This window comes from Geobacillus sp. Sah69, assembly GCF_001414205.1.
Taxonomy (GTDB): Bacteria; Bacillota; Bacilli; order Bacillales; family Anoxybacillaceae; genus Geobacillus; species Geobacillus stearothermophilus.
Genome location: NZ_LLKS01000032.1, coordinates 75,441 through 88,439 on the forward strand (window position 1 = coordinate 75,441; position 12,999 = coordinate 88,439).

Annotated in this window: 9 protein-coding genes and 1 pseudogene; all 10 read left to right on the forward strand. The window is 55.6% G+C overall.

What is annotated here, in order from left to right:
• Positions 1-108: 108 nt before the first annotated feature.
• Positions 109-1,656 carry a fumarate hydratase gene (locus AP057_RS06850; protein WP_055358379.1) on the forward strand — a complete coding sequence of 516 codons (1,548 nt, stop codon included), beginning with the start codon at positions 109-111 and terminating at the stop codon, positions 1,654-1,656.
• A 142-nt stretch (positions 1,657-1,798) separates the two neighbouring features.
• The gene (pdaA, locus tag AP057_RS06855) at positions 1,799-2,590 is read left to right on the forward strand and encodes a delta-lactam-biosynthetic de-N-acetylase (protein ID WP_049625096.1); all 792 of its coding nucleotides are present in this window, start codon (positions 1,799-1,801) and stop codon (positions 2,588-2,590) included.
• 99 nt (positions 2,591-2,689) lie between these two features.
• On the forward strand, positions 2,690-3,556 hold the full coding sequence (locus AP057_RS06860; RefSeq protein WP_055358380.1) for a DNA-3-methyladenine glycosylase: 867 nt from the start codon (positions 2,690-2,692) through the stop codon (positions 3,554-3,556).
• Positions 3,553-4,956, forward strand: a complete 1,404-nt coding sequence (gene rlmD / locus AP057_RS06865) for a 23S rRNA (uracil(1939)-C(5))-methyltransferase RlmD (RefSeq protein ID WP_055358381.1) — start codon at positions 3,553-3,555, stop codon at positions 4,954-4,956. The genes AP057_RS06860 and rlmD overlap by 4 nt, the downstream gene beginning before the upstream one ends.
• A gap of 77 nt (positions 4,957-5,033) precedes the next feature.
• Positions 5,034-5,297: pseudogene (locus tag AP057_RS06870) on the forward strand (PAS domain-containing protein); the annotation flags it as partial.
• A 218-nt stretch (positions 5,298-5,515) separates the two neighbouring features.
• A complete protein-coding gene (locus tag AP057_RS06875; RefSeq protein WP_235468517.1) occupies positions 5,516-6,013 on the forward strand; it encodes a GGDEF domain-containing protein in 498 nt (165 codons plus the stop codon).
• 175 nt (positions 6,014-6,188) lie between these two features.
• Positions 6,189-7,895 carry an ABC-ATPase domain-containing protein gene (locus AP057_RS06880; RefSeq protein ID WP_055358384.1) on the forward strand — a complete coding sequence of 569 codons (1,707 nt, stop codon included), beginning with the start codon at positions 6,189-6,191 and terminating at the stop codon, positions 7,893-7,895.
• Between the two features lie 158 nt (positions 7,896-8,053).
• Complete coding sequence (locus AP057_RS06885; protein WP_033016693.1) at positions 8,054-8,422, forward strand: DUF2294 domain-containing protein; 369 nt, start codon at positions 8,054-8,056, stop codon at positions 8,420-8,422.
• A gap of 383 nt (positions 8,423-8,805) precedes the next feature.
• Positions 8,806-10,308 carry an NADH dehydrogenase subunit 5 gene (locus AP057_RS06890; protein ID WP_055358385.1) on the forward strand — a complete coding sequence of 501 codons (1,503 nt, stop codon included), beginning with the start codon at positions 8,806-8,808 and terminating at the stop codon, positions 10,306-10,308.
• On the forward strand, positions 10,301-12,925 hold the full coding sequence (locus tag AP057_RS06895) for a DUF2309 domain-containing protein (RefSeq protein WP_055358386.1): 2,625 nt from the start codon (positions 10,301-10,303) through the stop codon (positions 12,923-12,925). The genes AP057_RS06890 and AP057_RS06895 overlap by 8 nt, the downstream gene beginning before the upstream one ends.
• Positions 12,926-12,999 lie beyond the last annotated feature (74 nt).

The window sequence follows — 12,999 nt, forward strand, 5'->3', positions numbered from 1 at the left end:
AGATGGGAAAGAAAGATTTTTTACACAACAGCGAGAAACGGAGTATAATAAAAAAAGATAAGGACAACTGCCTATGCACGATGAGCATGGGAAGGGGCGTTTAGACAAATGGAAAAGTTCCAGCAAAGCATGTACGACTTGATCGTCGAGACGTCGACGAAGCTGCCGAAGGACGTCCGTCGAGCGATCGCTCGGGCGAAAGCGCGCGAAAACGCCGGCACGCGGGCGGCGATGGCATTGGATACAATCGTTGGCAACATTCAAATGGCGGACGAAAACGTATCGCCGATTTGCCAAGATACGGGCTTGCCGACGTTTAAAATCAAAGTGCCGGTCGGCGTCAACCAAATCGAAATGAAAAAAGCGATCCGGGCTGCCATTGTCGAAGCGACGAAAAATGGCAAACTGCGCCCGAACTCGGTCGATTCGCTCACCGGCAAAAACAGCGGCGATAACTTAGGGGAAGGCGTGCCGGTCATTAAATTTGAACAGTGGGAAAGCGATTACATTGACGTTCGCCTTATTTTAAAAGGCGGCGGCTGTGAAAACAAAAACATCCAATACAGCCTGCCGTGTGAACTCGAAGGGCTCGGCCGCGCCGGCCGCGATTTGGACGGCATCCGCAAATGCATTTTGCATGCGGTGTATCAGGCGCAAGGGCAAGGGTGCAGCGCCGGCTTCATCGGCGTCGGCATCGGCGGCGACCGCTCATCCGGCTATGAGCTCGCCAAAGAACAGCTGTTCCGTCCGGTTGATGACGTCAACCCGATTGAAGAATTGCGCCAACTGGAAGAATACATTATGGAAAACGCCAACAAGCTCGGCATCGGCACGATGGGCTTTGGCGGCGAATCGACGCTGCTTGGCTGTAAAATCGGCGTCATGCATCGCATCCCGGCGAGCTTCTTCGTCTCCGTCGCCTACAACTGCTGGGCGTTCCGGCGCATGGGCGTGAAAATCGATCCGGCCACCGGTGAGATCATCGAATGGCTGTACCAAGACGGCGAAGACGTCGATTTTGCAAAAGAGTTGGAAAAAGCGGAAGCGGCCGCGGCGCTTGAACAAGGAGAGACGCGCGTCATCGATCTCGTTCCGCCGCTGTCGGAAGAACAAGTGCGGAAGCTCCGCGTCGGCGACGTCGTCCGCATCAGCGGCGTCATTTACACCGGCCGCGACGCCATTCATAAATATTTGATGGATCACGATGCCCCCGTCGATTTGAACGGGCAAATCATTTACCATTGCGGCCCGGTCATGCTAAAAGATGAAGACGGCCGCTGGCACGCCAAAGCCGCCGGCCCGACGACCAGCATCCGCGAAGAGCCGTATCAAGGCGACATTATGAAAAAATTCGGCGTCCGCGCTGTCATCGGCAAAGGCGGCATGGGCGCAAAGACGCTGCAAGCGTTAAAAGAACACGGCGGCGTGTACTTAAACGCCATCGGCGGCGCGGCCCAATATTATGCGGACTGTATCAAATCAGTCGAAGGCGTGGATCTCATGGAATTTGGCATTCCAGAAGCCATGTGGCATTTGCGTGTTGAAAACTTCACCGCCGTCGTTACGATGGACTCGCACGGCAACAGCTTGCATGAAGATGTAGAAAAATCATCGTTGGAAAAACTGGCCCAATTCAAAGAACCGGTGTTCAAATAAACGTGAAAAAACGATTGGCAGCGTGACTCCCCAAAAGCATCCGCTTTTGGGGTCTTTTTTTGCAAAAAATGGCGTGCGTAAAGCAGCTGAGGGCGAAAACAATAAAAAAGAGGAAAAGACGGCGGCCAAGGAGGAACCAGGCATGAGATGGCTTATTTCTCTCGTTTTAGCGATTGCGCTTTTTCCCGCTTCTGCGTTTGCCGCAAGCAATCAAGCGATCCATTGGGGATTCAAGCGGAGCGAAAACCACGAGCCCCCGTCGGCGGGAAAAGAGCTCGATGAGCTGCTTGCCAAATATGACGCGTTTTATTTAGGCGATACGAGTGAAAAAACGATTTACTTGACGTTTGACAACGGCTATGAAAACGGCTATACGGTGCAAATTTTGGACATCTTGAAAGAAAAACATGTGCCGGCCGCCTTTTTTGTCACCGGCCATTATTTGCAAACCGCGCCTGATTTAGTGAAACGAATGGCTGCCGAAGGACATATCATCGGCAACCATTCGTGGCACCATCCCGATTTAACGACCGCCAGCGATGAGCGGGTGCGCGAAGAGTTCGAAAAAGTCAAGGAAAAGACAGAAGAGCTGACCGGGCAAAAAGGGATGATGTACCTTCGCCCGCCGCGCGGCATTTTCAGCGAACGGACGTTATCTCTCGCCCGCGAGCTCGGCTATTACCACGTCTTTTGGTCGCTGGCGTTCGTCGACTGGCAAACCGACCGTCAGCGCGGCTGGCAATATGCCTATGACCAAATCATGAAACAAATTCACCCAGGCGCGATTTTGTTGCTGCACTCCGTATCGAAAGACAACGCCGACGCGCTGCCGAAGGTGATCGACGACTTGCGAAAACAAGGGTATACGTTTGCCAGCTTAGATGAATTGATGGCGAAAAAGATGGGACTCCATCCGTGGCTGTTTCGCCCATAAGCGGTTTCGTTTGAAAAATGGCCCCACCCGTGAGCCGTTTGGTTCAGCGGGTGTTTTTCGTTATAATGAGGATACGGACGAAAGAAACAGGTGAATGCGATGTGGACAAAAACAGTGACGGTGACGGCGCCGTACGATTTCGCCCACGCCCTTGAGCGGCTTTCGCTCGACCCGCTGTTGGCCGTGGATCGGGAACGGCAGCGCATCACCGTGCCGCTCGCCCTCGACGGCTGTTTCGTGCCCGTAACGGTGGAAGGCGTCGGCACAAAAGATGACCCGAGATTTGTCGTTTCAGCTCCTTTTCCCGAGCGGCAAGACGAGGTGATGGAGCGGATTTCGCATCTGTTTCAATGGCGGACGCCGCTCGGGCCCATTCACGAGCATTTCCGCCGCACTGACCTGGCGCCGCTGTTTGCCGAGTATGAAGGAATGCCGCTTGTGCTCGATTTTGATCTATATTTTTGCCTCATCAAATGTTTGATCCATCAGCAACTTCATCTCAAAGTCGGCTATCGGCTGACGGAGCGGTTTGTGAAAACGTTCGGAACAGAAGTGGATGGCGTTTGGTTTTACCCGCGCCCGGAAGAAGTGGCCGCCCGTTCGTACGAGGATGTGCGCGCCTTGCAGCTGAGCGGGCGGAAAGCGGAATATATCGTCGATGTGTCGCGCCTCATCGCTGACGGAAAGCTGCGGCTTGATGAACTTAAGCAGATGGAAGACGGCGAGGTGATGGAGCGGCTGACGGCCGTGCGCGGCATCGGCCCGTGGACGGTGCAAAACTTCCTCCTCTTCGGCCTTGGTCGTCCAAACGTCTTCCCGCCGGCGGATATCGGCTTGCAGCGGGCGGTTGAAAAACAATTCGGGCTTCCGAAGCGGCCGACCGCAAAAGAGATGGCGGCGCTCGGCGAGCGGTGGAAACCGTACGCCAGCTATGCGGCGCTTTATTTGTGGCGAAGCATTGAATGAGAGGGACCGATATGGAAAAGCAACAAACGAACATCAAAATCAAAAAAGGCGACCAATTTCCTGTGACCATTCAACGGATCGGCATTAACGGCGAAGGGGTCGGCTATTTCCAAAAACAAGTCGTCTTCGTCCCCGGCGCGTTGCCGGGGGAAGAAGTCGTCGTCGAAGCGACGGACATCCATCCAACCTACGCTGAGGCGAAAATCAAGCGCATCCGCAAGCGCTCGCCAAACCGTATCAAGCCGCCATGCCCGCTCTATGACCAGTGCGGCGGCTGCCAGCTCCAGCACTTATCGTACGAAGCGCAGCTTGAAGCCAAACGCGACATCGTCATCCAAGCATTGCGCCGCCACGCCCGCCGCCTCGATGTCGACAAACTTGACATCCGCCCGACGATCGGCATGGCCGACCCGTGGCAATACCGAAACAAAAGCCAATTTCAAGTCGGGATGAAAAGAGGGAAGGTGCTCGCCGGGCTGTACGGCCTCAACTCCCACCGACTCGTCGACCTATCGGAATGCCGCATCCAGCATCCGCAAACGACGCGCGTGACGAACATCGTGAAAACGATTTTGCAAGACTTGCGCATCCCGATTTACAACGAGCGGACGAGAACGGGCGTCGTGCGGACGATCGTCGTCCGTGTCGGCTTCCATACGGGCGACATCCAGCTTGTGCTGGTGACAGCGACAAAAGACATTCCGCGCAAACAGCTGCTCATTGACGAAATTCGCCGCCGCCTTCCGGAAGTGAAATCAATCGTGCAAAACATCAACGGCGAAAAAACGTCGCTCATTTTTGGCAACGAAACCGAAGTGCTCGCCGGCGACGAGTACATTCAAGAAACGCTCGGCGACTTGTCATTTGAACTGTCGGCGCGCGCCTTTTTCCAGCTTAACCCGATCCAAACGGTCAAGCTGTACGAAGAAGTGAAAAAAGCGGCCGCCCTCACCGGAACGGAGCGGATCGTTGACGCCTACTGCGGCGTCGGCACGATCGGGCTGTGGCTCGCCCGCGATGCGAAAGAAGTGCGCGGCATGGATACGATCCCCGAAGCGATTGAAGACGCCAAGAAAAACGCAGACAAACATGGCTTTACGAACACGCACTATGTCGTCGGCAAAGCGGAATATTGGCTGCCCAAATGGGTGAATGAAGGCTGGAAGCCGGACGTCATCATCGTCGACCCACCCCGCGTCGGCTGCGACCGGGCACTGCTTGACACGATCCTTGGCGTCTGTCCGAAAACGGTCGTCTACGTCTCGTGCAACCCATCGAGCCTCGCCCGCGACCTCGACGCCTTGGCGGCCCAATACCGCGTCGACTACATCCAGCCGGTCGACATGTTTCCGCATACGGCGCATGTAGAAAGTGTAGCTCGATTAGTATTAAAGTTGTAAACACAAAATAAACTCGTTCCACTGAAAACATAACCGTTCATCACGAGAAAGAAAGTTGAGTATTGGAAGATGTTTGTCATAGCCGAGAATTTTTTAAACATATGTGGAAAACCATCGGGACAGGGAAGATATGGAGGAGAGAGATCAAAAATAAAGCGAAAGACGGGAGTTACTACTGGGTTCAGTCTACCATTGTCCCCTTTTTGGATGAACGAGGAAAGCCGTATCAATACGTGTCGATTCGAACGGATATTACCCGTTTGAAACAGTATGAAGAGCAAATCAAATATATGGCCAACCATGATGATTTGACGGGCCTTCCCAATCGCCGTTTTTTAACATTTTTCGTCTTTGCCGGTCATTGCATTCGACTGTCGAGTGACCGAACAACGCCGCTTAAAGACCCATGAATGGGTCTTGTGAAGCGAGTCGTTGTTCGGTCTTCCGTCACGCTAAGGCGTGACGGAGGCAAGCCACACGCTTGCCTTCGACAGTCGAAAATGGGCAAACCACTTTTCTGTCAAGGATATGTTAAACTTCTTTGTTGCATCTATATAAATTGCTGAAAGAGACGAAAGAGGAGGAACGACTGCTGGCCGTTTATTTTATTGATTTAGCGCGGTTTAAAAACATTAATGATTCATTGGGGCATTCGGTGGGAGACGAAGTGTTGAAACAAATGGCTGATCGTTTTCGAACAGTATTAGATCAAAAGCTGTTTTTGACTCGCGCGGGCGGTGATGAGTTTGTCGCTGTGGCGCCGCGGGTGAATTATCAGTTTATCCTTGCGTATGTGCGGACAATCCAACAAGTGTTGGCCCGACCATTGGAGATTGAAGGAAGAGAGCTTATTCTCTCCGCCAATATCGGAATCAGCGTTTTTCCTTTTGATGGAGAAGATTTAAACACGTTGCTCGGCCATGCGGACATGGCCTTGTATCATGCGAAAGAGGAAGGAAAATTTTATCAATTTTATCATCGAACGATCAATCAGCGCTTAATTAGGGAAACGATATTAGAAAGCCATTTGCATCGTGCTATCGAAATCAAATATTAAAGGAAATGGGGTGCAACGGAGGGCAAGGGTATTTTTGGAGGCAACCTGTGTCGGAAACGGAGATTGGATCGTTGTTGCAATGCAATGAGTGAACAGTTCAAAATGGCAATATAGGTCGTCTTGCCATACTCGGGTATGTTGAGGCAACGAATGAAGAGGAAAAGGAGCTGGTTTCATGGAAACGCTCAGACAACGGCTGCGATCCATTGATCAAAAGGGATATAAAGCGTATAAAACGATCGAAGGGACGTATTCGTTTCTATTGTTTACGCTCGCGATTGACCACGTGCAGGGCGATCCGTTTGCTGAGCCGTCCAAGGTCCGCGTGATCATACCGCGGGCGAAAACGGCGTTGGCAGCGGAGTGGATGAATACGAAACCGCGCCGCATCCGCTGTGAAGATGTGCTGGCGCGCCGCGTCTATCATGAATTGCGGCAATGGCCGCTGCGGGCGCGTGGATCGGGAAAAAGCGGGCTCGTCTTGATCGATGCCCCGGAGCAGAAGGTGCTCGAGCGGACAGCAGTGCAAGTGACAGACGAGACGGTCACTGTCTGTTTGTCGGTCGGGTTGCCGGCGAACGGGCGTCGCATTTTGGCGAAAGAAGCTGAGGCCATCTTTTTCGAGCAAATTCCATCTGTCATCGAGCGGGCGGTGTACGGCCTTCGGGAGGAGGATATTCGTGCGGCAGTCGAGCTTGCCGATCAGCAGCACGCCATTCGCCGCTATTTGCGTGAACACGGATTGGTGGCGTTTGTCGCGAACGGTGCGGTTTTGCCGCGGGAGAGCGGAGTGAGCGACAAGCCGCTTCGACGTGGAGCGGTGCCGTTTCAAAGTCCGCCAGAGCTGGAGATTGCGATCCCCGTTCCGCATCGCGCTGAACCGATCAAAGGCATGGGCATCCGCAAAGGGATTACGCTGATTGTCGGCGGCGGCTATCACGGCAAATCGACGCTGCTGCAGGCGCTGGAGCACGGCGTGTATGATCATGTCGCCGGCGACGGGCGGGAGTTTGTCATCACGGACAGCGGGGCGGTGAAAATTCGCGCCGAAGACGGCCGGAGCGTCGCCAGTGTTGACATTTCCCCGCTCATTGGCACGCTGCCGTATGGAAAAGAGACGAAACAGTTTTCGACGGAAAACGCGAGCGGCAGCACCTCACAGGCCGCGAGCATGATCGAAATGATTGAAGCGGGGGCATCGGCGTTTTTGATTGATGAAGATACGAGCGCGACGAATTTGCTCATCCGAGATGGACGCATGCAGGCGCTCGTGGCGAAAGATGCCGAACCTATCACGCCGTATATCGACAAGGCGCGTCAACTATTTCGCGATTACGGCATTTCGACCGTTCTTGTCGTCGGCGGATTGGGGGATTACTTGGATATCGCGGATTGCGTGATCAAAATGGAGCAGTACGTCCCGTTTGATGTGACGGCAGAGGCAAAACAAATCGCCTTGCAGATGCCGTCGGGACGGAAAGCGGAAGGCGGCGAGTCGTTCGGCTGCATTCATGAGCGCATTCCGCTGCCTGGGAGTTTAAACAGCCAAAAAGGAAAAAAAGAAAAAGCGGTCGCGCGCGGACGGCACGTCATTCAGTACGGGCAAACCGATCTATTGCTTTATGCGCTTGAGCAGCTGGTCGATGACAGCCAAACGCGGGCGATTGTCGCGGCGCTGCTGTATATGGAACGAAAAGGATGGTTCGACGGAAAGAAAACCGTCCGCCAACTGCTCGATGCGATCGAAGAACAATGGGATCGCCAAGGCTTGGGCTCCGTTTCGTTCCGAAAAGGGCATCCGGGTGAACTTGCCCGACCACGCCGATTCGAGCTGGCGGCGGCGCTCAATCGGCTGCGGACGCTCCGTTGCCGCCAACGCTGAACCATTGCGGGCGGAAGCGGATTGAACCTGCTTTCGCTTTTCGTTTCCGTTGATTTTGTCTAGCGTCCCCTTTCGATTATCGTTATAATTATGTTTATCAGTTCAATGAAACGGATGGCGGCGGGGAGGCCGCGGTTTGGCTGAAGGGGGATCGAGGCATGGGCAAATCAAAAGGTTCGATTGAATCGGAAATCAGCAAAGCATTGACAAAATGGGAAAAAGATTTTCTTGGCCGCGGTTCGGTATCGGTGAAAACCGATATTTTGCGCGATATGATCATCGTTTCGTTGCACGGCATCCTGACGCCCGCCGAGTACGCGCTTTGCGAATCAAAAGAAGGAATGTTATCGGTGAAGCGGTCGCGGACGAGTTTAGTGGAGTCTGGAGTCGATGACTTGAAAGAAATGATTTTTGAAATCACCGGCGAGAAGGTGAAGAGCTTCCATACGGATTTAAGCACCCGAACGGGCGAGCGGGTGATCGTCTTTAAGCTGTTCAACGATTTAGAAAAACAGCTGACGGGCTAAATGTTCGCCCGCATCGCCATAAAACGGCGCTCCGGACGAAGAAGGCATTTTTTTATAAAGTTGAAGAAGGCATTTTTTTATAAAGTTATTGTATAATTGAAACAACTTTTGTATAGTAAGTATAGGATAAACATAAAGGACAGCATGTCGGGAGCCCTTCAAAAAACTTACGCCAGTGTAAGTTCGTTGAAGGGAAACCGACCGGTGTCTGTTGCACAGCGGGAGATCTTCAAACAATCGCCTCACGATTGGTTGAAGGTAAACCGGCTATGGGCAATCTATAGGCAATGGTGCGGCCTTTTTGGTCGCGTTGCCTGATTGACATAGCCGGTTTTTTCTTTTTTCTCCCGAACGAAGACAAAGGACGAGGGGAGGAGAATGTGATGGCAGCACAATGGTTCATATGGGGATGGCTCGCCGCAGTGGCCATCGTTTTCATCAGCGCAGCCGCATGGCTGCATCCGCGCATGCCGGAGCGGTATGTGCATGTGCACGTCTGGCTGTTGCTTCTTCCGGGAGCGGCGGCTGCCGCCGGATGGATCGGCGCCGGCAACGCAGAGGCCGGGCCGTGGCGGTTTGATGCGGTCAGTTGGTTGGTGGCCGTCTATATTTCACTTCTCAGTTGGGCGATTCAACGGTTTGCCGTTCGCTATTTGCATGGCGACCGCGCTTACCGGCGCTATTTTTCCTTGTTGACGTGGACGGTGTCGGCCGCTTCTCTGACATGGGCAAGCGGCGACATGCGCCTCGTTGCCGTCTGCTGGGGGCTTCCATTGATGGGCCTTGTGGCGTTAACGGCATTGAAAAAAGAATGGAGGCCGGCGCAGTTTGTCGCCCGGCAAATGGCGGTCGTGTTCAGCCTGAGTTGGCTGGCCGTCGTCATCGCTGCCGTCTGGCTCGGAACGGCGGCCGGCGAATGGCAGCTTGCTTCTGCGCTGTCGGCGGAGCGCCTTGCCCGCCTAGACGCCTGGGAGAAGGCGGTGATGAACGGACTGCTTATTTTGGCCGCCATTATCCCGGCTGGACAATGGCCGTTCCATCGTTGGCTGATGGAATCGGCGGTGACGCCGACGCCGGTGTCGGCGGTGATGCATGCGGGGCTCGTCAATGCCGGCGGGCTGCTGCTTTGGCGCTTTTCCCCGCTCTTTAGCGGGACGGGGGCGCATATCGCATTGTTTGTGATCTCCTTTTGCTCGATTTTGATTGGTATGGGCATTAGTTTGGTGCAGGCGGACTATAAACGCCAGCTGGTCGCGTCCACGATGGCGCAAATGGGAGTTATGCTTGTGCAATGCGCCCTCGGCGCCTACGGGGCGGCGGTTGTGCATTTGGTGCTGCACGGGCTGTTTAAAGCGACGCTTTTTCTGCAGTCCGGTTCGGTTGTTCCGAGGATCGGCCGGCCGGGATTCCAACGAGGAAGCGGGTCATGGCAGGGAGGTCTTCTCCTTGGCGTGCTGCTTGGGGTGTCTTTTTGGTTCGCTTCCCCGAATGAACAGGCCCGCCTGCTGAGCGCGCTTTTGCTTGGGGCCTCGGCGGCGGTCGCTTGGGGACGGCTAGCCGATTTCCGCGAAGGCCGCTGGATGGGCCTGGCGGCGGTGGCTGTGTTGGCGTTTGGTTCGGAAACGGTGCGCCATCAGTTTTTGACGCTGCTCGGCCAGGGGGAAGCGACGGTTTTTGTGCCGCCTGCCGCGTTTGAATGGACAGTAGTCGTCTTGTTTGCGATGGCGGCATTGACCGCCGCCTGGCTGGCAAACCGGTGCACATCGGCGCTTGCCGTTCGGGTGTATATGCATCTCGTTCATCTCGGGGAGCCGCGCCCAGCGGCTATGGAGGCGCATCCCCGTTATTTGGCATCCTATCTGAAGGAGGGAATGGCTCATGAGTAAAAGTGCAATGCCGCTTGAACGGCTAACGGGGGAATCGAAGCCCACCGGCGCAGAAGCCCTCCCGCTTGCTATGCTTGTCAGCGAAGCGGCAAAGGCGGTTGCGCCGCTTTGGCCGATTTCCGCCTTTATCGCCCGCCATCCGTGGATGGGGCTTGAAGAGCAGACGTTTGCCGACGCAGCCGACCGCCTGCAGCAGGCGCATGGAATTGATTTGTATCCGCCGATGGCGGTTTTCCATGCGGCGATGGCAAAAGGGGAGATTGACCTTGTATTCGTCGAGCGGCGGCTGCAGCGTTGGCTTGACAACAAGCCGCTCCCGGTGCGGCGCCAAGAAGCAGAGCGAATGTGCCGCGCCCTCCTTTGGAATGAGACGGTGCCCAAGGAGGCGCTTCGTCTGCCGGAACTGGCGGAGCTGGCGCATGCGGCGGCATGGCGTCCGGCGGCTGTTCGGACGGCGGGCGCCGCGTTGCACGGCGTAAGCCAACGCCTTGACCAACAAACCGTCAAATGGTGCAAACTGTTTTATGGTTCGAACACGGCGCCATGGGCGCTTCCACATCGTGAGCTGGGGTTTTACGGAGCATGGCGCCGGCTCATCGCCGCCGACCCGGCGCTCTCGAAAGAGGAACGGAAGCGGCTTGCCGATTGGCCGCACGACGGGGAAGAGGCGCTGCGTCAAGCGTTGATGAAGCTTGGCGTACAGGAGGAAGAGACCGCCGCTTACTTGGAGGCGCATTTGTTGGCGTTGCCCGGCTGGGCTGGCATGGTTGTATGGCAGTCGCGCCGGACGGGCGACGAATTGCGGGGATTGATTGACTATTTGGCGGTCCGTCTGTCGCTTGAATGGACGCTTGTGGCGCCATATTTGCCGCTTGAACGGGAGGATCATGCGGACATCGGCGCTGCTCTTTCACTGTTGGCCGCTTGGCTGCATTGGGGAGGGATGACGCTGGAAGACTGGCGGAACCTGTCCGGCAAAGAGCAGCGCGCCCGGTTGGCGTTTATCGATCGGTTTTGGCGAATTGACCGGTGTCATCTTTGGCTTGAAGCGTGGGAAGATACGTATGAAGCGAAATTGAAAGAAGCGGTATTGGCGCATCAGCCGATGGATGAGACGAAGAAGGCGGTAGCGCAGCTATTGTTTTGCATCGACGTCCGTTCCGAGCCGTTCCGCCGCCATTTGGAAGCGGCCGGACCGTTTGAAACGTATGGCTGCGCCGGCTTTTTCGGCTTGCCGATTCAAACGCGCGCACTTGACAGCGATGACGCTCACCCGTCATGCCCGGCGATCGTCGCGCCGCAGCATGAAATCAACGAAACCGCCGCTTTGGAAGCGGCGCGTCCGTACCGTCGCCGGCGCGATGCATTCCGCTTTGTCGGCCAGACGTTTAAAAAGATCAAACAGCATATGTTGGCCGGCTTATTGCTTCCGGAAATGAGCGGACCATGGCTCGGCCTTCATACCTTCGCCCGCAGCGCCGCGCCGGCTTGGGCTGGCCGGGTCGTCCGCCAGGCGGAAGCGGCAGCCGAACATAAGCCGAAGACGGACTTGTCGCTCCACCGCCATGGAAAGGATGAATCGTCTGGACTGCCGATCGGCTTTACAACCGAGGAACAAGTGCAATACGTGAAGCAGCTGCTCGTCAACATTGGCTTGACGTCTTCGTTCGCTCCGCTTGTGGTTGTTTGCGGCCATGAAAGCGAGACGGCCAACAACCCGTACGCTTCGGCGCTCGATTGCGGGGCGTGCGGTGGTGCGGCCGGAGCGTTCAACGCCCGCGTATTCGCCGCGTTGGCCAACTTGCCGGAAGTGCGCGCTGGACTGGCGGCTGAAGGGATCAACATTCCGGATGAAACGGTGTTTGTCGCTGCGGAACATATTACGACCGTCGATGAAGTCCGCTGGCTTGATATGCCGCCGTTGTCCGCAGCGGCTGAGGCGGCGTTTCGACAGCTGAAGCAGGCGCTTGGCGAAGCGAGCCGCCGTGCGAACGCTGAGCGGATGGCAAAGCTCCCCCATGTCGGACAGACGCCGCGCGATCCGGTGGCGGAAGCGCAACGGCGCGCCATTGATTGGAGCGAGATCCGTCCAGAATGGGGATTGGCCCGGAACGCTGCGTTCTTGATCGGCCGCCGCAAGTTGACAAAAGGAAAGGACTTAGACGGCCGGGTGTTTTTGCATAGCTACGATTGGCGCGAAGATCCGACCGGTGAGGCGCTCGCCGGCATTATCGCCGGGCCGGCGACCGTCGGACAATGGATTAACTTGCAATATTACGCTTCAACAGTCGCACCGCACTACTACGGGAGCGGCGATAAAACGACCCAGACGGTGACCGGCGGCATCGGCGTCATGCAAGGGAACGGGAGCGACTTGTTAGCCGGCTTTCCATGGCAGTCGGTCGCCGCGTCCGATCGCGAACTGTTTCATGCCCCGCTTCGGTTGCTTGTCATCATCGAAGCGCCGTCCTATTATATCGAGCAGCTGCTCGACAGAAATGAAGAGTTTCGTCGCAAAGTGCAAAACGGTTGGCTCCGTCTCGCCTCGATTGACCCAGACAGCGGGGCGTGGGTGAACTGGGAGGCAGGCCGTCTTGCATCAAGGCAGAAGCGCTAAAAAGCAACGATTTGCCGCTTGCCGAGTTTGCTTGGCGGGCGGCTTTTTTTGCTGCCTGCCAAACGAGGCAGGGA

Coding starts and splice junctions, on each gene's coding strand:
- AP057_RS06850 (WP_055358379.1), top strand. CDS start 109: ATGGAAAAGTTCCAGCAAAGCATGTACGACTTGATCGTCGAGACGTCG.
- rlmD (WP_055358381.1), top strand. CDS start 3,553: ATGAGAGGGACCGATATGGAAAAGCAACAAACGAACATCAAAATCAAA.
- AP057_RS06890 (WP_055358385.1), top strand. CDS start 8,806: ATGGCAGCACAATGGTTCATATGGGGATGGCTCGCCGCAGTGGCCATC.
- AP057_RS06860 (WP_055358380.1), top strand. CDS start 2,690: ATGTGGACAAAAACAGTGACGGTGACGGCGCCGTACGATTTCGCCCAC.
- AP057_RS06895 (WP_055358386.1), top strand. CDS start 10,301: ATGAGTAAAAGTGCAATGCCGCTTGAACGGCTAACGGGGGAATCGAAG.
- pdaA (WP_049625096.1), top strand. CDS start 1,799: ATGAGATGGCTTATTTCTCTCGTTTTAGCGATTGCGCTTTTTCCCGCT.
- AP057_RS06880 (WP_055358384.1), top strand. CDS start 6,189: ATGGAAACGCTCAGACAACGGCTGCGATCCATTGATCAAAAGGGATAT.
- AP057_RS06885 (WP_033016693.1), top strand. CDS start 8,054: ATGGGCAAATCAAAAGGTTCGATTGAATCGGAAATCAGCAAAGCATTG.